General features: G+C 64.2%; 25 protein-coding genes. 16 read left to right on the top strand and 9 right to left on the bottom strand.

Annotated features, from left to right (window positions below; genetic code table 11):
* Positions 1–36 precede the first annotated feature (36 nt).
* Genes G3A50_RS17360 through G3A50_RS17350 form a run of 3 tightly spaced genes read right to left on the bottom strand, consistent with a single transcriptional unit; the run spans position 37 to position 2,279 of the window.
* Positions 37–420: a hypothetical protein gene (locus tag G3A50_RS17360; protein WP_163076426.1), complete on the bottom strand. Its 384-nt coding sequence runs from the start codon at positions 418–420 to the stop codon at positions 37–39.
* A 2-nt stretch (positions 421–422) separates the two neighbouring features.
* A complete protein-coding gene (locus G3A50_RS17355; RefSeq protein ID WP_163076425.1) occupies positions 423–1,364 on the bottom strand; it encodes an alpha/beta hydrolase in 942 nt (313 codons plus the stop codon).
* A gap of 36 nt (positions 1,365–1,400) precedes the next feature.
* A complete protein-coding gene (locus G3A50_RS17350) occupies positions 1,401–2,279 on the bottom strand; it encodes an NmrA/HSCARG family protein (protein WP_163076424.1) in 879 nt (292 codons plus the stop codon).
* A gap of 115 nt (positions 2,280–2,394) precedes the next feature.
* Between G3A50_RS17350 and G3A50_RS17345 the strand changes: the two genes are divergently transcribed.
* Positions 2,395–3,294: a LysR family transcriptional regulator gene (locus tag G3A50_RS17345; protein WP_163076423.1), complete on the top strand. Its 900-nt coding sequence runs from the start codon at positions 2,395–2,397 to the stop codon at positions 3,292–3,294.
* Here G3A50_RS17345 and G3A50_RS17340 read toward each other — a convergent pair.
* Complete coding sequence (locus tag G3A50_RS17340) at positions 3,289–3,678, bottom strand: NmrA family NAD(P)-binding protein (RefSeq protein WP_246251813.1); 390 nt, start codon at positions 3,676–3,678, stop codon at positions 3,289–3,291. The two genes, G3A50_RS17345 and G3A50_RS17340, sit on opposite strands and share 6 nt — an antisense overlap.
* Positions 3,679–3,783: 105 nt before the next feature.
* Complete coding sequence (locus G3A50_RS17335; RefSeq protein WP_163076421.1) at positions 3,784–4,755, bottom strand: SDR family NAD(P)-dependent oxidoreductase; 972 nt, start codon at positions 4,753–4,755, stop codon at positions 3,784–3,786.
* Between the two features lie 60 nt (positions 4,756–4,815).
* Here G3A50_RS17335 and G3A50_RS17330 point away from each other — a divergent pair, with 60 nt between their 5' ends.
* The gene (locus G3A50_RS17330; protein WP_163076420.1) at positions 4,816–5,397 is read left to right on the top strand and encodes a TetR/AcrR family transcriptional regulator; all 582 of its coding nucleotides are present in this window, start codon (positions 4,816–4,818) and stop codon (positions 5,395–5,397) included.
* 427 nt (positions 5,398–5,824) lie between these two features.
* On the opposite strand, the gene G3A50_RS17325 is transcribed toward G3A50_RS17330, so the two are convergent.
* Positions 5,825–6,706, bottom strand: coding sequence for an SDR family oxidoreductase (locus G3A50_RS17325; protein WP_163076419.1), 882 nt, complete (start codon positions 6,704–6,706; stop codon positions 5,825–5,827).
* A gap of 112 nt (positions 6,707–6,818) precedes the next feature.
* Here G3A50_RS17325 and G3A50_RS17320 point away from each other — a divergent pair, with 112 nt between their 5' ends.
* The 12 genes from G3A50_RS17320 (at position 6,819) to G3A50_RS17265 (ending at position 17,503) form a co-directional block, all read left to right on the top strand.
* Positions 6,819–7,358 carry a TetR family transcriptional regulator gene (locus G3A50_RS17320; RefSeq protein ID WP_210255161.1) on the top strand — a complete coding sequence of 180 codons (540 nt, stop codon included), beginning with the start codon at positions 6,819–6,821 and terminating at the stop codon, positions 7,356–7,358.
* A 368-nt stretch (positions 7,359–7,726) separates the two neighbouring features.
* On the top strand, positions 7,727–8,710 hold the full coding sequence (gene trbB / locus G3A50_RS17315) for a P-type conjugative transfer ATPase TrbB (protein ID WP_163076417.1): 984 nt from the start codon (positions 7,727–7,729) through the stop codon (positions 8,708–8,710).
* Positions 8,707–9,039, top strand: a complete 333-nt coding sequence (locus G3A50_RS17310) for a TrbC/VirB2 family type IV secretion system protein (protein WP_099555744.1) — start codon at positions 8,707–8,709, stop codon at positions 9,037–9,039. Before trbB ends, G3A50_RS17310 begins: the two co-directional genes overlap by 4 nt.
* Positions 9,039–9,320 (top strand): VirB3 family type IV secretion system protein, encoded by a 282-nt coding sequence (locus G3A50_RS17305; RefSeq protein ID WP_163076416.1) that lies wholly within the window; start codon positions 9,039–9,041, stop codon positions 9,318–9,320. Before G3A50_RS17310 ends, G3A50_RS17305 begins: the two co-directional genes overlap by 1 nt.
* 12 nt (positions 9,321–9,332) lie before the next feature.
* Complete coding sequence (gene trbE / locus G3A50_RS17300) at positions 9,333–11,789, top strand: conjugal transfer protein TrbE (protein WP_163076415.1); 2,457 nt, start codon at positions 9,333–9,335, stop codon at positions 11,787–11,789.
* Complete coding sequence (trbJ, locus tag G3A50_RS17295; protein WP_163076414.1) at positions 11,786–12,556, top strand: P-type conjugative transfer protein TrbJ; 771 nt, start codon at positions 11,786–11,788, stop codon at positions 12,554–12,556. Before trbE ends, trbJ begins: the two co-directional genes overlap by 4 nt.
* Positions 12,557–12,565: 9 nt before the next feature.
* Complete coding sequence (trbK-alt, locus tag G3A50_RS17290) at positions 12,566–12,955, top strand: putative entry exclusion protein TrbK-alt (protein ID WP_163076413.1); 390 nt, start codon at positions 12,566–12,568, stop codon at positions 12,953–12,955.
* Positions 12,956–12,959: 4 nt separating this feature from the next.
* Positions 12,960–14,321 carry a P-type conjugative transfer protein TrbL gene (gene trbL / locus G3A50_RS17285; protein WP_163076412.1) on the top strand — a complete coding sequence of 454 codons (1,362 nt, stop codon included), beginning with the start codon at positions 12,960–12,962 and terminating at the stop codon, positions 14,319–14,321.
* Positions 14,321–15,004 (top strand): conjugal transfer protein TrbF, encoded by a 684-nt coding sequence (gene trbF, locus G3A50_RS17280; protein ID WP_163076411.1) that lies wholly within the window; start codon positions 14,321–14,323, stop codon positions 15,002–15,004. Before trbL ends, trbF begins: the two co-directional genes overlap by 1 nt.
* Complete coding sequence (gene trbG / locus G3A50_RS17275; protein WP_163076410.1) at positions 15,001–16,050, top strand: P-type conjugative transfer protein TrbG; 1,050 nt, start codon at positions 15,001–15,003, stop codon at positions 16,048–16,050. Before trbF ends, trbG begins: the two co-directional genes overlap by 4 nt.
* Positions 16,047–17,270, top strand: coding sequence for a TraB/TrbI/VirB10 family type IV secretion system protein (locus G3A50_RS17270; protein WP_163076409.1), 1,224 nt, complete (start codon positions 16,047–16,049; stop codon positions 17,268–17,270). Before trbG ends, G3A50_RS17270 begins: the two co-directional genes overlap by 4 nt.
* Entirely contained in the window at positions 17,270–17,503 is a 234-nt protein-coding gene (locus G3A50_RS17265; RefSeq protein ID WP_163076408.1) for a DUF2274 domain-containing protein, read from the top strand. The genes G3A50_RS17270 and G3A50_RS17265 overlap by 1 nt, the downstream gene beginning before the upstream one ends.
* On the opposite strand, the gene G3A50_RS17260 is transcribed toward G3A50_RS17265, so the two are convergent.
* Together G3A50_RS17260 and G3A50_RS17255 are read right to left on the bottom strand one after the other, a co-directional pair.
* A complete protein-coding gene (locus tag G3A50_RS17260; RefSeq protein WP_163076407.1) occupies positions 17,463–18,395 on the bottom strand; it encodes a LysR family transcriptional regulator in 933 nt (310 codons plus the stop codon). The genes G3A50_RS17265 and G3A50_RS17260 overlap by 41 nt on opposite strands.
* A gap of 334 nt (positions 18,396–18,729) precedes the next feature.
* The gene (locus G3A50_RS17255; RefSeq protein WP_246251811.1) at positions 18,730–19,707 is read right to left on the bottom strand and encodes a D-2-hydroxyacid dehydrogenase family protein; all 978 of its coding nucleotides are present in this window, start codon (positions 19,705–19,707) and stop codon (positions 18,730–18,732) included.
* Between the two features lie 147 nt (positions 19,708–19,854).
* On the opposite strand from G3A50_RS17255, the gene G3A50_RS17250 reads away from it, so the two are divergent.
* The gene (locus G3A50_RS17250) at positions 19,855–20,445 is read left to right on the top strand and encodes a TetR/AcrR family transcriptional regulator (RefSeq protein WP_163076405.1); all 591 of its coding nucleotides are present in this window, start codon (positions 19,855–19,857) and stop codon (positions 20,443–20,445) included.
* A gap of 195 nt (positions 20,446–20,640) precedes the next feature.
* The gene (locus tag G3A50_RS17245) at positions 20,641–21,891 is read left to right on the top strand and encodes an FAD-dependent monooxygenase (RefSeq protein ID WP_163076404.1); all 1,251 of its coding nucleotides are present in this window, start codon (positions 20,641–20,643) and stop codon (positions 21,889–21,891) included.
* 44 nt (positions 21,892–21,935) lie between these two features.
* On the opposite strand, the gene G3A50_RS17240 is transcribed toward G3A50_RS17245, so the two are convergent.
* The gene (locus G3A50_RS17240; RefSeq protein WP_210255160.1) at positions 21,936–22,466 is read right to left on the bottom strand and encodes a hypothetical protein; all 531 of its coding nucleotides are present in this window, start codon (positions 22,464–22,466) and stop codon (positions 21,936–21,938) included.
* Positions 22,467–22,721: the final 255 nt, after the last annotated feature.

The raw sequence follows: 22,721 nt of genomic DNA, 5'->3' as shown, positions 1-22,721 counted from the left end.
CCGATGCGGCAGTCAGGTGTCGCGCCCGCCTTGCTGTCAATCCGCGCTGACCCATCGCGCCGCCGCTTCCGCAGTATCCTGGGGACGGGTGTTGAAGGCGATCGCCGCCTTCGGTGCGCCCTGGTGGATGGCATTCACGACCTTCTCAAAGAACTCCAGTCCCTTGAGTGGGATGCGCAGGCCGCCACCGATCACGACGCAATCATAGTCCGTGCCCGCCAGCTGCGCGGCCAATGCTGCGATGCCACTGTCATCGGGAGCGATCATGCAGATGTCGGCGTCCCAACCGCGCTCTGTCATAGTCGTTTCCGCGAGGTCGATGCCTGCCTGGATTTTTTGAGCATCGAACCCTGGTGGCAGGGAGGGATCGGAAAAGTCGACGGTTTCCGGCTTCTGCCCGATGAATAATACGCGTGTCATGATCAAGCTCCTTTGATTGCGTTAGACGGGACGGCGAGCCGCTGGCGCAGGAATTCGCCGATGGCGTCGACGGACTGCTCGGCCGCCACAAATTGCCCCAGGGAGGACTGAAACACATGCGCCATGCCCTCCCAGACCGACAGCGTGACCTCGACGCCTGCCGCCTGCGCCCGGTCGGCGTAGCGGGTGGAGTCGGAGAGCAGCACTTCGTTGTCACCGACATCCAGGCGGATCGGTGGCAGGCCGTTGAGTTGAGCATAGAGCGGCGATGCCTTGGGCAGCGTGGCATCCTGGCCCCGCAGATACATGTCCGAAAATGCTTTGAGCACGTCGCGCGTGAAGATCGGGTCGGCCTCGGCCCTGGTTTCGTAGCTCTCGCCGGCCATTGCTAGGTCGGTCAAGGGCGACATCACCGCCGCACCGACCGGTTGCACTACGCCGCTTGTCTTGTCGGTGGCAAGGATGGAGAGCAGCGCCAGCGTCAGGCCACCTCCGGCAGAGTCGCCAACGACGACGATCCGTTCGGCGCCTTCGGCGACGAGACCGTGATATACAGCGACCGCATCGTCGATCGCTGCCGGGTATGGGTGTTCTGGCGCGAGCCGGTAGTCCGGGACAAAGGCATCGGCTCCCGCGCGCCGGGCAATCTGGCCCACGAAACTGGTGAACGCCTGCGCCGAGCCGAGCACGTAGCCGCCGCCGTGAATATAGAGCACGCGAGCGCCCGGTTGTGCACCTGCCGGCCGAACCCAAAAGCCCGCAATGCCGCCGACCGTCCCAGCCTCGACCCGGACATCCGCCGCAGCGGGCGTGGCAGCAAACATGCCGTCGAACATCGGCCGGGCCTCCGGGCCGAGCTTGTCGCCCTTATGGGCGGCCGTGGCCTGTCGCATCGCGGCGACCGCGGGAGCATCTTCGGGCAAGAGGGGTTGGATTGTGATCATGGCAGGTCTCCTATGTTGAGGTGGTACAGTGCGGGTTCAGTTCTTCGCCCACTGGGCGGCAGCGTCCTTGGCAAAAGCGGCGTAGGAGCGGGGGGCGTGGCCGAGCAGTTTGGTCAGCCGGGCGATGTCGTCAGCGCTCGCAACCGCGCCTTCGGTCTGGTAGCGGCCGAACATCAGGCGCAGGTCGAGCGCATGCCAGGCGGGCAGCATGGTCTTGGTGCGCTGCTCCATGATGACGAGATCGTTGCCGCCATGCCGGATCGGGCGGCCGAGGGCCTCGCTCCAGATTGTGGCGATGCCTTGGCCGGTCAGGCTGTCCGGACCAACCAGGGCATAGGTCTCGCGGGGCAGCGGCGTTGGTGCCTGTTCGCGACGAACCAGTTCGGTCGCGGCGGCCTCGCCGATGTCGCGGATATCGACCATCGAGATGCCTTTGTCGCCGATCGGCGAACCGTAAACACCGCCCTTCAGCAGTCCGTCCTTCTGCCGAAGATCGTTCTGGATGAAGTAGGCGGGACGCAGGACAGTCGCTGGCAGGTCGAGCGCCTCGATCATGCGTTCGACCGTGTACTTGCCGGCAAAATGGGGCACGTCGGCATAGACGTCGCCGCCAAACACCGACAGATAGACCACGCCCTTGATGCCGGCCTCGCGGGCAACGGTCAGCGCCAGCATGGTCTGTGTCAGTTCATCGGCAACATTGGGAGCTAGCAGGAACAACGTGTCGACGCCCTGCAACGCGGCGCGCACCGAATCCGGGTCGGAGAGATCGCCGCGAACCGCCGTCACACCTGCGGGAAGCTGCGCCGTCTCTGGAGAGCGTGTCAGGGCGCGAACATCGGCGTTGCGATTTTGAAGCTGAGCCAGGACCTGTGCCCCGATGGTTCCTGTGCTGCCGGTTACGAGAATGGTCATGTCGAAATCTCCTGTGGCGATGCGTGTTGCATCTCTGAGGATGAAGATAGCCGTTTCATTATCGTTTAGAAGGTGCCAGTATCGAGATTACGCGTCTCAAATACGGAACACTTTGATGGACCTGCAGGCTCTGTCCGACTTCGACCTCGTCGCGGCGCACGGCGGGTTCGGCCGTGCTGCCCGCGTTTCGGGCCGCTCCAAGGCCACTCTGTCCCGACGGGTGGGCGAACTTGAACAGAGCCTCGGCGTACGGCTCATCGAGCGCGGGTCTCAGAACCTGCGATTGACCGATGAAGGACGGGCGCTGCATGAGCGGACACACGGGCTGCTGAGTGAAATCGCCGAAGCCGGTGAGGCGGTGGTCCTTGGCGCGTCGACGCCGAGAGGCAGGCTGCGGGTCAGTGCGCCGGTCGTCTTCGCACACGTCGCGATGCCCCGGATCGGTGCGCGGTTTGCGCTGGCCTATCCGGAGGTCCAGCTCGAGATCGTTGCCGAGGACCGCAAGGTCGATCCGGTCGAAGATGGCTACGACCTGATCATCCGGATCGACCCATCGCCCGATGAACGCCTGGTCGGCCGCCGGTTCCTCAACGATGAACGCCTGATCGTGGCACCGCCCGGCATGCCGCGTCCCGATAGAGGCGTGGATGAAGACGAATCGACGGCAAAGGCCGTTGTGCTCTCCGCGGCATCGCCGACGGCGGTCTGGCGGATGAAATCAGGAACGGAGTCCGATATCGTCCTGCGGCCGGACCCGGTTCTGCGACTCTCTTCGCTGCTGATGGTCCGCGATGCCGTGCTCTTGGGCGCCGGCGCGGCCTTGCTGCCCAAGCTCCTGGTCACCGACGACATCGAGGCCGGCAGGCTTGCCTACTGGGGAACGCATGCCGGTCCGCCGGTCGAGATTTGGGCCTTGCAGAGTTCACGCCGCTTGATCGGCGCCAAGGTCCGCGCCTTCCTCGAAGTGGTGGAGAAGACGTTTCCGGAAAAGCTCTTTGTCGCGCCGCCGTTATGAGCGGCAACGCGGTTGCCATTGTCGCGAGAGCACCGGACGAGTCCTATCGAGCAGGGCTCGCTGACCACCCCGCTCTTCGAGCCCGTCCCAGGCCGCGGCAAAATTCTGAAACAGCACTGTCGGATGGAGGAAAGTGTATTCAAGCTCCGAATTGAGCACCGCATCCTCGACGGGCGCCTTGAGTGCATGGTTGGAAAGGCCGCTCAGCACCGGATGAATGACCGACGAGAACACGAAGCGCCGTACGCCGCTCGCGATCGCTGCATCGACAAACGCCTTTCCCAGGATAGCCTCGTCGGGAAGCGCAACGGGCGCGATGTAGAAGACACGGCCGACACTTTGCAGCGCGGCGGCCCTGCTCGCCGGGTCGGTCAGATCGCCCACCACGACGCCGCGCTAGGCCGCCCCGACCAAACATAGCAACGCGGCAGCCTCGGGGAACGAGAGTGCTGACATTTTCTTGATCCCAAGCTGGACGTGTTGAAACGGCTAACGGCCGATAAGTTCGCCCGAAACCTGCCACAGACGCTCTGCGAGTGCGGGGTCGAGTGCCCATTCCTTCACACCGTGGGGATGCTCGGCAAGTGCTGCATCATTCCAGACGGTGTAGGCCTCGCGGCAATCATCAAGGTAGTGGCCACCAGTGTGAGCAAGCTCCGGGGCTATGGCGGCCAAAACGCTTGTGGCCGCGCCCTGTTCGACCGTCTTGTACTTGAAGACGCCGGCGGCCTCGGCGGCGTTCAATGACTCCCTTTGCTTTTGCGAAAAGTTGCGCTGGAGTCCGGTAGCGACCCCGCCGGGGTTGACGGTGTTCGTGACGATCCCGTCGGCTGCCCAGCGGCGAGTAGCTTCCACGGCGAACAATGAGTTGGCGGTCTTGGATTGGGCGTAGGCGATCTGGGGATCGTAGGCGCGACGCTCGAAGTGCAAATCGTCGAAATCGACCCCTGACCGCATGTGAGCCGTGGAACTCAGCGAGACAATCCTGGCGCCATCGCGTTCGACGGCGCCGCGCGCCAAGGCGTCGTGCAGTCCGACGGCCAGACGGAAGTGACCGAGATGGTTCGTCGCAAACTGTAATTCCCACCCTTCCGCGGAGCGTTCGAGGCCGCTCGTGACGACGCCCGCATTGTTGACCAAGAGGTGAAGCGCACCGTCCCAACTCTCGATAAACTCGGTGATGGAAGTCCTGTCCGTGAGGTCCAGACGCATGACGCGCGGCCGGATGGCGCCGGTCGACCTTGAAATCGCCTCGGCGGCGGCATTACCCGCTTCCGTGTTGCGGACCGCTAGGGTCACCTCCGCGCCGGCCGTTGCCAAGGCGCGGGCGGTTTCGGTGCCAATCCCCGAGGAGCCGCCAGTAACAATCGCGCGTAGGCCTCTCAGTGTGGTCCCCGAGAGCACGTCATCGGCGGTACTGGCGGCTGTAAACGACGTTGTGATCAGATGGGAAAAAGTCATACCTCACTATACAAGATAAACAAATGTTGTAAAGTACGTCGAAAAAGGGGTCTTTGAGCAATGAGCAGCGATAGCATCCAACGCCACAGACCGGCAGCGGCCGGCGGAGACCGGCGCATTGCGGTCCTGGAGTCCGCGCTCGTTATCTTTTCTCGGTTCGGATACCGAAAGGCCTCATTGGAGCAGGTTGCCCGGGCGGCACGTATCTCGCGACCCGGTCTCTATTTTCTCTTCGCCTCCAAGGAGGAACTGTTTCGAGCCGCCGTATCGCATGCGCTGGAAGGGGACGTTGCCGAGGTGGAGCGAATACTTGCGAACTCGGACCGTCCCATACAGGACCGACTTGTGGATGGCTTCGGCCGATGGGCCGGCCGGTATATCGGTCCGATCACGCAGGATATCTCTGCGGTGATCGCCGACAACCCGGAGCTCCTCGGTGACATCGTCGAGCGATGGCCGAAGCATTTCTCAGAGCTGATTACATCCGCCATCGCCGAAGGGGCCAACAAGGCCGACCGAGAGTTGGCTGACGCGCTCGCGCAGACCATGATCAGCACATCGATCGGTCTCAAGCACCAGGTCAGCAGCCCTGACGAATATCTGGCGAGACTGAAGGTCGCCATCGATCTTCTGCTCCGCTGAAGCTGAGAACCTGTGGGTCGAATGCATGGCCGCACCAACCAGCAACGGCCAAGCTCAAAAAATCCTTGCCAATGGAAAGCCGTCCATTCACCGCCACCGAAGATGATGCTGCGGCGGCCTAAACGGACAAGCAGCTGTCGGGCAGTCGCCAAGGCGCCCTGAACGACCGGAATGGGCGAAAAACCCAATGTCGTTCGCAAGGGCTAAATGGCAGCTTTCAGGATTTTGCACTCAGGGGCATACGTCCGAAATGGCGTGATTGCTGACGTTACGACTGCCGGGCCGGCAACGGCATAATCGGGGTGGATAGGGATTGGCAGGTTTCCGAACGGCAGTCGGCAACAGCTGCCGTTCAGAACGATCTTTATCGAAGGCGGTTGTGCGTGTGCCCCCTCGGCGGGGGGCTCGAAACCGACCTTTATTGCCGCTAGGGCTGGAGGTTTTCGAGATCGGCGAGGAGGCTTGGATGCGTCGGGGTCCATCCCAACTCCTGGCGCGTATGAGCGCTGGAGGCGGGCTGGTCGGCGGCAAAGATGGGGCCGAGCGGGCCATAGGTTTCCGGGGCCACCGACTGCACCGGCAGCCCGAGGCGGCGGCCAATGACACTGGCAATGTCGCGCACCGCGTCGCCCTCGTCGGCTACAGCATGCCATGCGGTGCCGGCTTCGGCATGTTCCAGCGCCAGGCGGAACAGGACTGCGGCGTCGAGCGCGTGCACCGCCGGCCAGCGCTGGGTGCCATTACCGGGATAGCCGGAGACGCCGGATTGGCGGGCGATGTTGGTCAGGAGGCCGGCAAAGCCGCCGTTGCCGTTGTTGTGCACGGTGCGGGGCAGGCGGATGGACGAACTGCGTACGCCCTGCTCGGCGAGGCCGAGAATGGCATTGACCGTGCGGCCGCGACCACCCACCGGACCATCAAGCGGCAGCGGATCGGCTTCGGTCGAGGCGCGGCCCGCGATCCAGGGCGTACCGGAGACGGTGACCAGAGGGCGACGACTGCCGATCAGGGCCTCGCCGAGTGCGGTCAGCGCCGCAGTCTCCTCGGCAACGCCGCGGGCCAGAGCTTCCGGGCTGCTGAAATCATTGCTGAAGGCCAGGTGGATCACGCCATCCGCCTGCGCGGCGCCGGCGCGCAGGACGCCGAGGTCGGTTAGGGCACCGGCGATTGGCTCGGCGCCAGCCTTGCGCGCGGCGTCGGCGGAGGCCTCGGAGCGGGCCAAGGCGAGGACAGCATGATTGTGGGTGAGCAGTTCGGCGATGACGGCCGAGCCGATGACGCCAGTACCGCCGGTAATGAAAACGCGCATAAGTGTCTTCCAATGTATATGTCAGTGACTGACATATAGAGAAGATGACAGTGACTGACAATACCTCTATATGAGAAAGATGCCACGCAATTCTGAAGACGCCCGTCACCGCATGATAATCGCTGCCCTGGAGCTGTTCACGCAGAATGGCTTCGACCAAACCACGGCGGCGCAGATCGCCGCACGGGCGGGGGTGACCGAGCGTACTTTTTTCCGGCACTTTCCCGACAAACGGGAGGTGCTGTTCGTCGGGCAGGAGATCTTGAGCGCGGCCTTGACCGAGTCGATCCGTCAGGCACCGGCGGACCTACCGCAGATCGCAGTGCTTCGCCGCGCCTTCGCCGATGTGACGCCATTGCTCGAGGACAACCGGCGCTTCTCCGAGCCGCGCCAGCATATCATCGCCGCCAATCCAGCTTTGATAGAGCGCGAAGTGGCCAAGCATGCCGCCTTGGCCGGCGTTGTAGCAGGCGCTTTGCAGAAACGGGGCATTGCACCAGCGCGCGCGGCCTTTGCAGCCCAAGCGGGCTTGGCCGTCTTGGGACACGCGCTCGACCTGTGGTTTGCCAATGCCGCCCGACCCCTGGACCAGTGCCTTGCCGAGGCTTTCGAAGAGCTCGATTTGTTCGTTACGCCCGTCGGAAGATCATAGAATCCCCGGTCAGGGACGACATATGGCTTACGTTCATCGCCACTGCGCATGACCGCACCAGATAGGGCTAATTTGATACTACGGTGCCCGCAGCTATGACTGCTTTCGGGCACGAAATAATAAACCTGAGACGACTGACATGGGGTCGCAAGCGGTCACTTCGAAGGCTCGATGTGAATTCCCCGCGCCAGGTCGAGTAGTCCCCCTGTGAGGTTTCTCCGATAACAGCAACTCCGCCGTTTCCCTGTCATTGTACGCCACGTTACGACGACCACATTATGGTTGTTGTCAGGCTATGATTTCTGCCTCTTCTACTCATCCCCGATCCAGGGCCGCATGTCGCGGTCCCGCAAGAGAACGGGGACGACGTGGCGGCCACTCACCAGAAATCGGAGGCGATCCTTCGCGGCGCGCGCATGCTGCGCACGGCCCTCGGGCCGGCGATTGCCCGGTTTCTGGAAGACCCCGCGATCGTCGAGGTGATGCTCAACCCCGATGGGCGACTCTGGGTCGACCGGCTTTCCGAAGGACTTTCCGATACGGGTGAGCTGCTGTCGCCGTCGGACGGCGAGCGGATCATCCGTCTGGTCGCCCATCATGTCGGCGCGGAGGTTCATCCCGGCGCCCCGCGTGTCTCGGCCGAGCTGCCCGAGACGGGAGAGCGGTTCGAGGGGCTGTTGCCTCCCGTGGTGTCCGCGCCGGCCTTCGCGATCCGCAAGCCCGCCGTCGCCGTCTTCACGCTCGACGATTACGTCGCCGCCGGGATCGTGGCGGCCAGTCAGGCCGAGACGCTGCGCCAGGCCGTCGCCGATCGTCGCAACATCCTGGTCGCTGGCGGGACGTCGACCGGCAAGACCACGCTTACCAATGCGCTGCTAGCCGAGGTCTCGAAGACCTCCGACCGCGTCGTGCTGATCGAGGATATGCGCGAGCTGCAATGCGCCGCGCCAAATCTGGTCGCGATGCGAACCAAGGACGGCGTCGCCTCGCTCTCCGATCTGGTTCGCTCTTCGCTTCGCCTGCGCCCCGACCGCATCCCGATTGGAGAGGTGCGCGGCGCCGAGGCGCTCGATCTGTTGAAGGCCTGGGGCACCGGCCACCCCGGCGGCGTCGGCACTATCCACGCTGGCACCGCCATCGGCGCGCTGCGTCGGATGGAGCAGCTCATCCAGGAAGCCGTCGTCACCGTCCCGCGCGCGCTGATCGCCGAAACGATCGATCTCGTCGCCGTGCTCTCCGGCCGCGGCGCCTCGCGCCGGCTCGCCGAACTCGCCCGCATCGAGGGTCTCGGCCCCGACGGCGACTACCGCGTCACCCCCGCAAGACAGCCCCTCACAGGAGACCCGTCATGATCCAGCATGCTTTGCGCATCCGCCGCCATATCGCCACGGCGGTGTCCGTCAGTTTTCTCACGCTGGCGCTCGCGCCGGCCGCCCACGCCTCCGGCTCGTCGATGCCCTGGGAGGCACCGCTGCAATCGATCCTCGAATCGATCGAGGGGCCGGTCGCCAAGATCATCGCGGTGATGATCATCATCATCACCGGCCTAACGCTCGCCTTCGGCGACACCTCGGGCGGCGCGCGACGTTTGATCCAGATCGTCTTCGGCCTGTCGATCGCCTTCGCCGCGTCGAGCTTCTTCCTGTCGTTCTTCTCGTTCGGCGGCGGAGCGCTCGTCTGATGGCCGACGGCGCGGATCATGGCGGCGAGCTGCCGGGCTTCTCGGTCCCGGTCCATCGGGCGCTGACCGAGCATATCCTGCTCGGCGGCGCTCCGCGCTCGCTCGCCATCCTCAACGGTACGCTGGCAGCCGCGTTCGGCCTGGGCCTGCGCCTCTGGCTGGTCGGCCTCGGCCTCTGGGCTGTCGGGCATTTCGCGGCGGTTTGGGCTGCCAAACGCGATCCGCAGTTCGTCGACGTCGTGCGCAAGCATCTGCGCATCCCCGGCCACCTGTCCGTTTGAGGAGCGACGCCGATGATGAACCTCGCCGAATATCGCAACCGCAATACGCGGCTCGCCGACTTCCTGCCCTGGGTGGCGCTGGTCGGCGAAGGCATCGTGCTGAACAAAGACGGCAGCCTGCAGCGCACCGCGCGCTTCCGCGGCCCCGACCTCGACAGCGCCGTGCCGGCCGAGCTGGTCGCCGTCGCCGGCCGGCTCAACAACGCCTTCCGTCGCCTCGGCTCCGGCTGGGCCATCTTCGTCGAAGCGCAGCGCCATGGCGCCGCGACCTATCCGGCCAGCATGTTCGCCGACAGCGCATCCGGCCTGGTCGACGCGGAACGCAAGGCAGATTTCGAAGAGGCCGGCGCGCATTTCGAGTCCAGCTACTTCCTGACCTTCCTCTATCTGCCGCCGGCCGAGGATGCCGCGCGGGCCGAGACCTGGCTCTATGAGGGCCGGGATCATGCTGGAGTCGATGCGCGCGAGATCCTGCGCGGCTTCGCCGACCGCACCGATCGCATCCTCCAGCTCATCGACGCCTTCATGCCGGAATGCGCCTGGCTCGATGACGGCGAGACGCTGACTTATCTGCATTCGACCGTCTCGACGAAGCGGCATCGCGTCCGGGTACCCGAAACGCCGATGTATCTCGATGCGCTGCTCGCCGATCAGCCGCTCACCGGCGGGCTGGAGCCCCGGCTCGGCGATACCCACCTGCGCATCCTCACCATTGTCGGCTTTCCGACCGCGACAACGCCAGGCATCCTCGACGAGCTGAACCGGCTGGCCTTTCCGTACCGCTGGTCGACCAGGGCAGTCCTCCTCGACAAGACCGACGCCACCAAGCTGCTGACCAAGATCCGGCGGCAATGGTTCGCCAAGCGCAAGTCGATTGCCGCAATCCTCAAGGAGGTGATGACCAACGAGGCCTCGGCGCTGGTCGATACCGATGCCGCCAACAAGGCGGCCGACGCCGATATGGCGTTGCAGGAGCTGGGCGCCGATTATGCCGGCCAGGCTTATGTGACCGCGACGATCACTGTCTGGGACGATGATCCCCGTATCGCCGCCGAGAAGCTGCGGATGGTCGAGAAAGTCATCCAGGGCCGCGACTTCACCGGGATGCCCGAGACGATCAACGCGGTGGACGCCTGGCTCGGCTCGCTGCCCGGCCATGTCTACGCCAATGTCCGCCAACCTCCGATCAACACATTGAATCTCGCCCACATGATCCCGCTATCGGCGGTGTGGGCGGGACCGGAACGGGACGAGCATTTTGCAGCACCCCCACTGCTGTTCGGCAAGACCGAAGGCTCGACCCCGTTCCGGCTTTCCATCCATGTCGGCGACGTCGGCCATACGCTGATCGTCGGGCCGACCGGCGCTGGCAAGTCGGTGCTGCTGGCGCTCATGGCGCTGCAGTTCCGGCGCTATCCGCAGTCCCAAGTCTTCGCCTTCGACTTCGGCGGATCGATCCGCGCCGCCGCGCTCGCCATGCGTGGCGACTGGCATGATCTCGGCGGCGGCCTCACCGAAGGCGCCGACGACAGCGATTCACTTCAGCCGCTAGCCCGGATCGACGACGTCGCCGAGCGCGTCTGGGCCTCCGACTGGCTTGTCGCGATTCTGAGGCGCGAGAGCATTCCCGTCACGCCCGAGGTGAAGGAGCACCTGTGGTCGGCGCTTTCGTCACTGGCGTCGGCACCCGTCGCCGAGCGCACGCTGACGGGATTGTCCGTGTTGCTGCAATCCAACGATCTCAAGCAGGCGCTCCGACCCTATTGCGTCGGCGGTCCCTACGGCCGTCTGCTCGACGCCGAGGCCGAGCATCTGGGCGAAGCCAATGTTCAGGTCTTCGAGACCGAAGGACTGATCGGCACTGGCGCGGCTGCCGCTGTGCTCGCCTATCTCTTCCACCGTATCGAGGATCGCCTCGACGGGCGACCGACACTGCTGATCGTCGACGAAGGCTGGCTCGCGCTGGACGACGAGGGTTTCGCCGGGCAACTCCGCGAATGGTTGAAGACGCTGCGTAAGAAGAACGCCAGCGTCATCTTCGCCACCCAGTCGCTCTCGGATATTGACGGCTCGGCGATCGCGCCGGCCATCATCGAAAGCTGCCAGACCCGCATCTTGCTCCCGAACGAGCGCGCGATCGAGCCGCAGATCACGGCTATCTATCGCCGCTTCGGGCTCAACGATCGCCAGATCGAGATCCTCGCGCGGGCGATGCCAAAGCGCGACTATTACTGCCAATCCCGGCGCGGCAACCGGCTGTTCGAGCTGGGCCTGTCGGACGTAGCGCTCGCGCTTTGCGCCGCATCATCGAAGCAGCATCAGGCGCTGATTGCGGACGTTCACGCCCGCAGCGGCACGGACGGGTTCCTCGCGGAGTGGCTCGCCGAAAACCGGCTTGCCTGGGCCGCCGACCTCATCGCCGACCTCACCAACGTCACCCCCCAAACCGATCCGGAGGCACGCCCATGACTTGTTCCGTTCGTTCCCGCTCGCGTGCGCTGCATCTGACCGCCGCGCTCCTCGCTACGCCGCTCGCGCTGTCGCCGATTTTCGCGCCGCCCGCAGCCGCGCAGTGGATCGTCTACGATCCGACCAACTATGCCCAGAACGTCCTGACGGCGGCGCGCACACTCCAGCAGGTCAATCAGCAGATCACCCAGCTTCAGAACGAAGCTACTATGCTGATCAATCAGGCCCGCAACCTCGCCAGCCTGCCATACTCCTCGCTTCAGCAACTCCAGCAGTCCGTCCAGCGGACGCAGCAACTTCTGGCCCAGGCGCAGGGCATCGCCCTCAACGTCCAGCAGATCGACCGTGCGTTTCAGACGACATACAGCAACGCCTCGATGTCCGCCTCGGACCAGCAGCTCGTCGCCGGCGCGCGCGAGCGCTGGCAGAATACCGTCGGCGGCCTGCAGGACGCGATGCGCGTCCAGGCCGGCGTCGTCGGCAACATCGACACGAACCGGACCCAGATGTCGGCGCTGGTCGGCCAGAGCCAGGGCGCCACCGGCGCGCTGCAGGCGACACAGGCGGGCAATCAGCTTCTCGCCCTGCAAGCGCAGCAGCTCGCGGACTTGACGGCTGTGGTCGCCGCAAACGGTCGCGCGCAGAGCCTGTCCGAGGCCGAGCGCGCGGCCGCGGCCGAGCAAGGTCGCGAGCAGCGCCGTCGCTTCCTGACGCCGGGCAGCGGCTACCAGCCGGGCAACGCCCGCATGTTCCCGAACGACAACTGAGGCTCGGCCATGGACGGCAAGATGCTCGCCCGGTTTGGCGCCGTTGTGTTCGTCGCGGTTGCGATAACCGCGACCGCGATCGAGATGACCCGGAAAGAGGAAGGGCCAGAGGCCTGGCCGTCTGGCCGCGCCACGGTCACTCAGGCCGATCCGCTGCGCGACGAGCTGATCCGCTGCCAGGCGCTCGGCGAAGCCGGGCCGCGCGATCCGGCCTGCCTGCGGGCCTGGGCCGAAAACCGCAACCGCTTCCTCGCGCCCGGCGCGCGACCTGCCGAGCGACTGCCGGACATGCCGCCAGCGCCGCGAAACGACGCCACTCCCCAACCGGGCCGCACCGATCAGCCGGCCGTGGAGCCCGCCGCGCCGATCGCGCCGCCGCAGCTCGACGAAGCGAGATAACATCATGGGCGGCACCGGCGTCATCGACCATTTCCTTGAGGTCTTCACCCGTTACATCGATAGCGGCTTTGGGTTGCTCAGCGGCGAAGTCGCCTTCATCGCCACGACCCTGATCGTCATCGACGTGACGCTGGCCGCACTCTTCTGGAGCTGGGGCGCCGACGACGACATCATGGCTCGCCTGGTGAAGAAGACGCTGTTCGTCGGCGTCTTCGCCTACATCATCGGCAACTGGAACAACCTGGCACGCATCGTCTTCGAGAGCTTCGCCGGCCTGGGATTAAAAGCCAGCGGCACCAGCTTCACCACGGCCGATCTCTTGCGCCCCGGCAAGGTGGCGCAAACCGGTCTCGACGCCGGCCGGCCGCTCTTGGAGTCGATCTCTGGCCTGATGGGCTACTGGTCGTTCTTCGAGAACTTCATCCAGATCGCCTGCATGTTCCTCGCCTGGGCGCTGGTCCTGCTCGCCTTCTTCATCCTCGCCATCCAGCTCTTCGTCACGCTCATCGAATTCAAACTGACGACGCTCGCGGGCTTCGTGCTGATCCCGTTCGGCCTATTCGGGAAATCGGCCTTCATGGCCGAACGCGTGCTCGGCAACGTCATCTCTTCCGGCATCAAGGTTTTGGTGCTTGCCGTCATCATCGGCATCGGCTCGACCCTCTTCTCGGAGTTCACATCCGGCTTCGGCGGGGCAACCCCCACAATCGACGAAGCGATGGCGATCGTACTCGCCGCGCTGTCGCTGCTCGGCCTCGGCATCTTCGGTCCCGGCATCGCCAGTGGTCTCGTTTCCGGCGGCCCGCAGCTCAGCGCCGGCGCAGCGGTTGGCACGGGCATCGCCGCGGGCGGCATGGTCGCGCTCGGCGCTGGCGCCGTCGGCGCCGCCGCCTCCGGTGGTGCTGCGCTGGCGGGTGGCGCCGCCGCCGCCGCTCGCGGCGGTGCTGCGATCGCTGGCGGCGCGTCCACCGCCTACAGCCTCGGCGCAGCCGGCCAGTCCGGTGCGTCGGGTGTCGCGTCCGGCCTTGGCGGGGTCGCCCGTGCCGGCGGTAGCGCCGCCGTCTCACCACTGCGCCGCGCTGCCTCGCGCGCCGCCGAAAGCATGCGCTCCAGCTTCAATGCTGGCGGCAAGGCCGCCTTCGAGGCGACGGGCGGCACTTCCACCGCTGGCTCGATCGGCGGCGACGCGGCCGGTGACGCCGCCGCCACCGGTTCCCCAACCGTCGGCGGTCCGCCGGCCTGGGCCCAGCGGATGCGCCGCTCCCAACACATGACCCATGCCGTCCAGGCCACGGCCCATGCCGTCCGCTCCGGCGACGCCCACGGCGGCGGCTCCTCCGTCAACCTTTCCGAAGGCGATCGCTGATGTTCAAACGACCAACCACCCACTACGGCAAAGTTTCTGAGCCGGAGACACCCTATCAACGCGCTGCCCAGGTCTGGGATGAGCGGATCGGCGCCTCGCGTGTTCAGGCGAAGAACTGGCGGCTGATGGCGTTCGGCTCGCTGATCCTGTCGGCCGGATTCGCCACCGCGCTCGTCGTGCAGTCGGCGCGGGGAACGATCGTGCCGTGGGTGGTGCAGGTCGATCGGCTCGGCCAGGCGCAGGCCGTCGCGCCTGCCGTCGCGGACTACCGGCCGACCGATCCGCAAATCGCCTTCCACCTCGCGCGGTTCATCGAGCAGGTCCGCTCCATCCCGGCAGACGCGATTATCGTGCGTCAGAATTGGCTGCGCGCCTATGACTTCACGACCGATCGCGGCGCCATGGCCCTGAACGATTACGCTCGGTCGAACGACCCGTTTGCGAAGGTCGGCCGCCAGCAGATCGCGGTCGACGTCTCCAGCGTCATTCGCGCGTCCCCCGACAGCTTCCGCGTCGCCTGGGTCGAGCGCCGCTATGAGAACGGCCAGCTCGCCGAGACCACGCGCTGGACCGCGATCCTGACGATCGTGGTGCAAATTCCGGGCAATGCCGACCGACTGAGGGCGAACCCGCTCGGCATCTATGTCAACGCCATCAACTGGTCACGGGAGCTTGGGCAATGAAGCCGTCTTTCCGTAAAGCCGGAAACCCGGCTCCGCGCATCATCGTATCCCCGGCTCTGCGCAGATGCGTATTGCCGTTTATGCTGCTGGCGACGTCCGCGCTCGCCGGCTGTGCTACCACCAATCCGCCGCCGGAAATCTCCTACGATAACGCAGCGCCAGCGGTGCAGACCGTCGATCCACCCGCGCCCGTCACCGTGGTCGAGCTGCCGCGGCCACTGCCGCTGCCAGGCCAGTTGCAACGCGTCGAGCCGTCCCGGCGCACGCCGGAGCCTGCCGATCCCACGGCAAGAGTGAACCAAGCCAATGCCGCCGCTCGAATCCAGCCGGTGCGCGACGGCTTCATCAACTCGATGCAGGTCTATCCGTTCACGCAAGGAGCGCTCTACCAAGTCTATACCGCCGTCGGCCAGATCACCGACATCGCGCTGCAGCCGGGCGAGCAGCTCGTCGGCTCCGGTCCCGTTGCCGCGGGCGACACCGTTCGCTGGATTATCGGCGACACCGAGAGCGGATCGGGCGCAACCCGCCGGATCCATATCCTCGTGAAACCCACGCGCGCCGAACTGATGACGAACCTCGTCATCAACACCAACCTGCGCACCTATCATATGGAGCTTCGCTCGACGGAGCGGACCTATATGGCGTCGGTCTCGTGGCAGTACCCGCAGGACCAGCTCATGGCGCTGCGCCGACAGAACGCCGAGGCGCAGGCCGCCCAGCCGGTGGCGAGCGGCGTCGATCTCGCCAACGTCAATTTCCGCTATGCCATCGACGGCGACCGTGCGCCGTGGCGACCGCTGCGCGCCTTCGACGACGGGCGTCAGGTCTTCATCGAGTTTCCCCGCGGGATCGGCCAGGGCGAGATGCCGCCGCTGTTCGTCGTCGGACCCGAGGGTAACACCTCCGAGCTGGTGAACTACCGGGTCCGCGGCAACCATATGATCGTCGACCGGCTCTTCGCCGCCGCCGAGCTGCGCTACGGCTCCGGCGATCGCCAGAAGCGCGTCCGCATCACCCGCACCGACGGGAGGCCGGCGTCGTGAGCGAGAACGAGCCCCCGAACGAGCACACGCCGGCCGACGATACGCAACCCTTAACCGGCGAGCCGGCCAGCGCCGCACCGATGCGGCTGCGCGCCGAGCCGCCGCGTGTCACCCGACTATCGCGTAAAGTCCTCGCGGGAATCGGCCTCGTCGCCAGCGTCGGGCTCGGCGGTGCTCTCGTCTATGCGCTTCAGACCCGCGATGGCGCCCGCCCGAACGAGGAACTCTATTCGACGGACAATCGCTCGACCGCCGATGGGCTCGCCGGATTGCCGCGCGACTACAGCGGCGTGCCTCGCCTCGGACCGCCCCTGCCGGGCGATCTCGGCCGCCCAATCGTCGGCGCGCAGGAGCGAGGTCAGGCCGTTCCAGCCCCTCGCATCGCCACCCCCAATCCGGGCATCAGTCCGGAAGAGCAGCGCAGGCTACAGGAGATCGAAACGGCCCGGACCAGCCGGCTGTTCTCGGGCACCGAGACACGCGCTGGCGCCTCAGTCGCAGCGCCCACCGTTGCACCGCCGCCGGCGCCCGATCTGGCAAGCCTTGGCCTCGCACCTCCGCCAGCGACGCCCTCAGCGCAGGATCGCCAGAACGCCTTCCTCAACGCAGCCCCCGATCGCCGCACGGTCGCCGCCGATCGTGTCACCGCGCCGGCGTCGCCGAACATCCTCCAGGCCGGCGCGGTCATATCGGCCGCGCTGATCACCGGCATCAGGTCCGACCTGCCAGGCCAAATCACGGCGCAGGTGACCGAGAACATCTACGACAGCCCGACCGGCCGCGTCCTCCTCGTGCCACAGGGCACGCGCGTCATTGGCCAGTATGACAACAGCCTGCAGTTCGGGCAGAGCCGTGTGCTGCTGGTCTGGAACCGCCTGATCTTTCCGAATGGACGCTCGATCGTTCTCGAGCGCCAGCCAGGCGCGGATGCTGAGGGGTTCGCCGGCCTCCAGGACGGCGTCGACTATCATTGGTGGGATCTGGCAAAGGCAGCCGGGCTCTCAACCTTGCTCAGCGTCGGCGCAGAGCTGGCCACAAACGATGACGATCGGCTTGTCGGCGCGATCCGCAACGGCGGGCAGGACACGATAAACGACGCAGGCCAGCAGATCGTCCGGCGCCAGCTCAACGTCGCGCCGACCTTGACGATCCGACCGGGCTTTCCCGTGCGTGTGATCGTCACCCGTGACCTGGTGCTCGAACCCTACAAAGGATTGTGATGGCAAAGTTGAAGCTTGGTCCGATCGCGAATGACAAGCCGGTCAAAGTCACACTAGAGTTACCGGCAGCGCTGCATCGCGATCTGATCGCGTATGCCAAAATTCATGCAAATGAAACCGGGCAACCTGTTGGAGATGCGACGCGCCTCATCCCACCGATGCTGGAGCGATTCATTGCCACAGATCGGGCGTTCATCCGCGCCCGACGACTGTCGGCCGAGGACTCCGCGTAGATCGCAGTTCTCTACTTAGATCGAGCAACCCTTTCAGGGCCGGGTTGTCATTTGCATCTCTCCAAAGCACACTCGATGAGACGATCTCCGAAGCGCCTTCCACGGGAATAAAAGCAACTCCCCTGTAACCCGTCCCTCGCGTCGACTCGGTCGTTAGGGTCACTCCGAAGCCACACGCAACCAAGTTAACAAGGTTGTCGCGGCCAACCCTTTGGAGATGAATACGCGGCCGAAATCCTAAACCCGACAACTTTGAGATGAGATAGTTCTCGATCTCTGGTCCGGGGCCTCCGGCGCTAACTAGAAAGACTTCGTTTCGGACTTGGGACCACGATATCTGTTTCTCCGCCGCGAGTTTGTGAGATGAGGGGACCGCAATATAGATTCGCTCGTCCCATAGGTGACAACTGCTGCACCTTGGCACGCTGGCGATCCCGGTGACGAAGGCGACGTCAAGGCGCCCATTAAGGACACCAGCCACATTGGTCTCGGAGGCTTCGTCATCAATCTCAACGGTGACCGACGGAAATCGACGGTGATACTCGGCCAACAAAGTGGCCAAAAAACCTTGCGCCAACGAGGCGACTAGACCGACGCGAATGTCGCCAGCGCCACCGTGTTTAACTGCTGCTATCGCTTGCGCCGCCTGCCTGAGATGGTCTGCGCCAGTTGCCGCTTCGCGCAAGAATCGTTCTCCTGACCGTGTCGGTCGGATACCCGTCCGCAACCGTACGAACAGCGGCGCCCCGAGTCTCCGCTCAAGAATCTGTATCCGCCGACTTACGGTTGACTGGGAGACGTTGAGAGCTTCGGCGGCACGCCGAAAGCTGCCATGCTCGGCGGCAATAATCGCATATCGCAAATAGCGGAGATCTAGCGCGAGATCGGGCACAAATCACCGCAATCCGGAAACTTTCGGTCCCGCGTTCAGTAGCCTGATCGCGACCATGCGGGTCGCGAGCGCAGGTGAGAACCAAGCGGCCGACAATATTTTAATCGCGGGCTCGGGGCCACCAAAGGACTTTGTATACATCTCTACGGCCCCTTCTCGAGTCCTGGGGCCGGGATGGCCACCACAGGCGAGTGCCGCAGCGCAGCAAGATTGTTGAAGCGCGTGGCGGCCCAATGCGTGCGACGACAGCGCCCCTTACCGGACGCTCCACTTCTGACGATGGAGCGAGGCCGGAATCCGGAAATCCGCCAAGACGGTCTCTCCTACTGAAGTTTTAGAACTGCAGTGCGTCGCGGTTCACGATCCGAACAGGGTTTCCATCCAGCCACGCCGCCACGCCGTTTGCGGTTTCGAGATAGATCACGGCGAGGAGTTCGCGGGTGACGTATCCAAGGTGCGGAGACAGCGTAACATTCGGTACAGACCGCAACGGATAATCGGCCGGGGGCGGTTCGACGTCATAAACGTCCAGGCCCGCTCCGGCGATCTGTCCGGTGTTGAGCGCGGCGATCAGAGCCGCCTCATCAACGATCGGGCCCCTGGAGATGTTAATCAAATAGGCGCTTGGCTTCATCAGGGCCAACTCGGGTCCGGCAACGAGACCTTGCGTGCGTTCCGACAGCACCAGGCCGATCGAGATCACGTCGGATTCTCTGAAGAGAGCCTCCTTCTCGACCCGGCGCACATCGACCGCTGCCGCAGTCTCTTCGGTTAGGTTCTGGCTCCAGGCAATGACGTCCATCCCGAACATTTTGGCGTATTCGGCCATGCGTTTGCCGAGCCTGCCGAGACCGAGAAGGCCGAGTGTCTTGCCGTGCAGCGTAATGCCTGCGGCGGCCTGCCACCCGCCCTCGCGCATGCGTCGATGTTCCTCGGCCAGATTGCGCACGGTCGCCATCAACAACCCCCATGCCAACTCCGGGACCCCGGTGCCCGCGGCGGCGAATGCAGGATTGGCGAAGTCCGGGTGGACCACCAGGATGCCTCGTTCGCTAGCGGCGGCCAAGTCTAGGTTCGGCAGGCTCATGCCAACGATTGTGATCAGCTTCAGGTTCGGCAGCCGCTCGATCAGGGTGCGCGGAAAAGCCATGCGCTCGCGCAGCGTACAAACCACGTCGAACGATTGCAGCGCCTCGACGGCCTCGTCCTCGGAGAAGTGACGGTCAAAAACCGTTATGTCCGCCCTGTTCTGGACAAACGACCAGTCGGCGAGGTCGAGGGCAACGCGGGCGTAGTCGTCGAGTATCGCCACCTTGGGCCTGCAGCCCTCCGGTTTTATGGAAGATGTGGGATGAGCGGACATATTGCTTCCCGATTAAATAAGATGCATTTATGATTCCTATATGTTGGCGGCGTCGACGTCAATAAGAATCATAGGTGCATCTTAATGGAAAGGCGCATGGATATTAACGAAGGTGGGAGGCGACGCGGACGCGCGCTCGAGGAAGCGATCCTCTGCGCAGCCTGGGCGGAACTGTTGGACCATGGATATACCAGCTTCACGATGGAAGGTGTGGCCAAGCGGGCGGGCACAAGTCGTCCTGTTTTGGCGCGCCGATGGCCGAGCCGGCCTGATCTGGCCGTCGCCGCCATTGGACACTACAACAAAAACAATCCTATCGACGTGCCGGATCTCGGAAATGTCCGGGCCGAGCTGATGGTTCTCTTTCAAAAACTCTCCGAGCGTGGCACGAGGACTATGGCGAAGGTCCTCTTTTCAATGAACGACTACTTCGTCGAGACCAATTCAAGCCTGGTCGATCTTCAGAGGAAATTGGCAGACGGTAGCAAACTGCGAGAGGTGCTGCAGCGCGGAGTTGACCGGGGAGAGCTCGATCAAGGCAAAATGACACCGCGGATATCATCCCTGCCTCTCGACCTTTTCCGCCACGAATTGATCATGACGCACAAGCCTGTTTCGAGCGCGCTGATTGTAGAGATTATAGACACAATATTCCTGCCACTGGCTGCCGCCAAGGCAGAGGGCTGATTTGTTAGGGCTTTAAAATGGCTTCCCCCTGAAGCCGGACAGAGCTGTATCGTTAGCATTTTTCCTTAGCCGCTTCGCGACTTCGCCCGGGGTTACCTCATCGCCCCGCCACAAGATGCAACAATGCATCCTATTGACCGGAGCGCGCGCGAGACGTTAGATACGATTGTGTATCTTAAAAGGAAGGTGGCTAAGATGCTCGCTACGATCGCTTCCAAGTTGTCCCGCAGGACCGTGCTGATCTCCGGCGCGAGTATCGCTGGGCCGGCCCTTGCTTACTGGCTCAACCAATATGGCTTCGATGTCACCGTGGTTGAGCGCGCCGATGCTGTCCGCAGCGGTGGTTATCCGATCGACGTGCGGGGCACCGCGATCGACGTCGTCCAGCGTATGGGTCTGATTCCACAACTCCAGGCGGCCCATATCAACGCGCAGAAATTGACCTTCGTGGATGCGGTCGGCGCACCGATCGGCGTCATCAGGCCAGAAGCCTTGACCGGCGGCGTGTCCGGTCATGACATTGAGTTGCCGCGCGGCGCACTGACCTCGTCCCTGTATGTTCTGACGCGCGACACGACGATCCGCTATCGATTCAATGACTCCATCGACACGCTGGACGATGACGGCGCTGGGGTAGACGTCCGCTTCAAGAGCGGCGCTCAAGGCCGGTTCGACGTAGTCGTTGGCGCAGATGGCCTGCATTCGAACACGCGCGCGCTGGTGTTCGGGCCGGAAGCGAGGTTCAGCCACTATCTCGGCTTTTGCTTCAATCTCTTCTCAGTGCCCAACGACCTCGGTCTGTCGCACGAAGGCGTCACCTTTGCCGAACCGGGCCGCATGGCGGGAGTATACGCGGTCGGCGACAGCGACACGCTCCACGCCTTTTTGACCTTCGCCAGCATCGAGCCCCCTTTCCTTTCGGACCCCGACATCGACAAGCAACGCCAACGGACAGCCGAAGTGTTCGCCCCGGGCGGCTGGGAAGTCCCCCGCCTAGTCGAGGCAATGCAGTGTTCGGACGATCTTTACTTCGACACGGTGAGCCAGATTCATATGCCGCGCTGGTCCTCGGGCCGCGTGGCGCTGGTCGGCGACGCCGCCTATGCAGCATCTTTCCTGTCGGGACAGGGCTCAAGCCTGGCGCTGGTCGGCGCCTATGTACTTGCCGGAGAACTGGCGACCCATGCGGATCCAGCCGAAGCCTTTACGGCGTACGAACAAATTACGCGGCCGTTCGTCGAAGCTAACCAGGCATTGGCCGGCGGCGGCGGCGGTTTCCTGTTGCCGCGTACGTCAGAAGAACTCGACGCGCGCAACCAAGCGCTGCTCGCGCTGCAGTCATCGGAAAGTGCCGGGTCGCACGGCGAACAATCGCGGCGGGTGCATAGCTTACTTCAGCTTCCCGACTACACGCTGCGACAGGGTGCGCAGTTCGCTCGGACGTGAGGCCTCGACAGAGGCCATACTCAGTCGACCGACGAGGCTAGCGCTTATTCCGAGATCCGGGGCAAATAGCCTGCGTACTCACCCTGCATGGGGATGGCGTATGAATCCGCCAACGCAGCGGTCTGATAGCCGATCGACTTTCGGAGCGCTCTGAGCGCCGCTTCGAAAGCACGCCAATCGGGGTCGCCACTGTCGCATCGCAAAGTGGTGAGGTCGAACCGTTCGACCGTATCGAAGAAATGCCGAACTGTCTGCCCGAGCGCGACGATCACTACGTCGAGCGGACTGCCGGCGGCGCAATCGCGACGGAGGCGTGTGAGATCATGCCGGAAGCCCTCAATAGACATCCGCACCCGGTCAGGGAATTCAGCGTCGAACCTGGCCCAGAAGGTTCGGCGGTCCTCAATTAGGGCGATGATCTCTCGCGCTAGGCCGGGCGCCATCTGGCCTGATCGCAGCAACTCAATGCTGCTCGACCAGCCATGTTGGCGTACTTCGGCGATCATGGTCTCGTGGTCTTGCTTCCAAGCCCGCAACTGCTCCGCCCGGAAGCCTCCGATGTCCTTGTCGACCATGTCGCCGCACTCGCGGCAAAGCCAAAGTCCGTTGGCCGCCGACCGGCGTGCAGTTTCGCTCTGGTCTCGATCGTACCGCGGACCGCCCTCGGCCGCCGCGCAGATATGCGCCGCATGCCCGGTTCCCAGGCCGCGCTCCCCGCCTGATCGAGGCCCCGCGGTCAACCGAAGGCATTGTGGGTTTGAACAGAAATGCGCCGCTCGCATCGCGAGCTCACGCTTTACCGGCAAGTAGAATTCATGACGCGGCATTGG

The sequence above is a fragment of the Ancylobacter pratisalsi genome, from assembly GCF_010669125.1.
In the GTDB taxonomy this organism is placed as follows: domain Bacteria; phylum Pseudomonadota; class Alphaproteobacteria; order Rhizobiales; family Xanthobacteraceae; genus Ancylobacter; species Ancylobacter pratisalsi.
This window is presented reverse-complemented; position numbering and strand designations above follow the sequence as displayed.

What these genes read in the sequence shown, in the direction of transcription:
- G3A50_RS17305 (WP_163076416.1), top strand. Translation starts at nt 9,039, where the DNA reads ATGGCCGACGGCGCGGATCATGGCGGCGAGCTGCCGGGCTTCTCGGTC.
- G3A50_RS17360 (WP_163076426.1), bottom strand. Translation starts at nt 420, where the DNA reads ATGACACGCGTATTATTCATCGGGCAGAAGCCGGAAACCGTCGACTTT.
- trbL (WP_163076412.1), top strand. Translation starts at nt 12,960, where the DNA reads ATGGGCGGCACCGGCGTCATCGACCATTTCCTTGAGGTCTTCACCCGT.
- G3A50_RS17310 (WP_099555744.1), top strand. Translation starts at nt 8,707, where the DNA reads ATGATCCAGCATGCTTTGCGCATCCGCCGCCATATCGCCACGGCGGTG.
- G3A50_RS17330 (WP_163076420.1), top strand. Translation starts at nt 4,816, where the DNA reads ATGAGCAGCGATAGCATCCAACGCCACAGACCGGCAGCGGCCGGCGGA.
- trbJ (WP_163076414.1), top strand. Translation starts at nt 11,786, where the DNA reads ATGACTTGTTCCGTTCGTTCCCGCTCGCGTGCGCTGCATCTGACCGCC.
- trbF (WP_163076411.1), top strand. Translation starts at nt 14,321, where the DNA reads ATGTTCAAACGACCAACCACCCACTACGGCAAAGTTTCTGAGCCGGAG.
- G3A50_RS17335 (WP_163076421.1), bottom strand. Translation starts at nt 4,755, where the DNA reads ATGACTTTTTCCCATCTGATCACAACGTCGTTTACAGCCGCCAGTACC.
- G3A50_RS17325 (WP_163076419.1), bottom strand. Translation starts at nt 6,706, where the DNA reads ATGCGCGTTTTCATTACCGGCGGTACTGGCGTCATCGGCTCGGCCGTC.
- G3A50_RS17320 (WP_210255161.1), top strand. Translation starts at nt 6,819, where the DNA reads ATGATAATCGCTGCCCTGGAGCTGTTCACGCAGAATGGCTTCGACCAA.
- G3A50_RS17245 (WP_163076404.1), top strand. Translation starts at nt 20,641, where the DNA reads ATGCTCGCTACGATCGCTTCCAAGTTGTCCCGCAGGACCGTGCTGATC.
- G3A50_RS17345 (WP_163076423.1), top strand. Translation starts at nt 2,395, where the DNA reads ATGGACCTGCAGGCTCTGTCCGACTTCGACCTCGTCGCGGCGCACGGC.
- G3A50_RS17250 (WP_163076405.1), top strand. Translation starts at nt 19,855, where the DNA reads ATGGATATTAACGAAGGTGGGAGGCGACGCGGACGCGCGCTCGAGGAA.
- G3A50_RS17240 (WP_210255160.1), bottom strand. Translation starts at nt 22,466, where the DNA reads ATGGTCGACAAGGACATCGGAGGCTTCCGGGCGGAGCAGTTGCGGGCT.
- G3A50_RS17265 (WP_163076408.1), top strand. Translation starts at nt 17,270, where the DNA reads ATGGCAAAGTTGAAGCTTGGTCCGATCGCGAATGACAAGCCGGTCAAA.
- trbK-alt (WP_163076413.1), top strand. Translation starts at nt 12,566, where the DNA reads ATGGACGGCAAGATGCTCGCCCGGTTTGGCGCCGTTGTGTTCGTCGCG.
- G3A50_RS17350 (WP_163076424.1), bottom strand. Translation starts at nt 2,279, where the DNA reads ATGACCATTCTCGTAACCGGCAGCACAGGAACCATCGGGGCACAGGTC.
- trbE (WP_163076415.1), top strand. Translation starts at nt 9,333, where the DNA reads ATGATGAACCTCGCCGAATATCGCAACCGCAATACGCGGCTCGCCGAC.
- G3A50_RS17355 (WP_163076425.1), bottom strand. Translation starts at nt 1,364, where the DNA reads ATGATCACAATCCAACCCCTCTTGCCCGAAGATGCTCCCGCGGTCGCC.
- trbG (WP_163076410.1), top strand. Translation starts at nt 15,001, where the DNA reads ATGAAGCCGTCTTTCCGTAAAGCCGGAAACCCGGCTCCGCGCATCATC.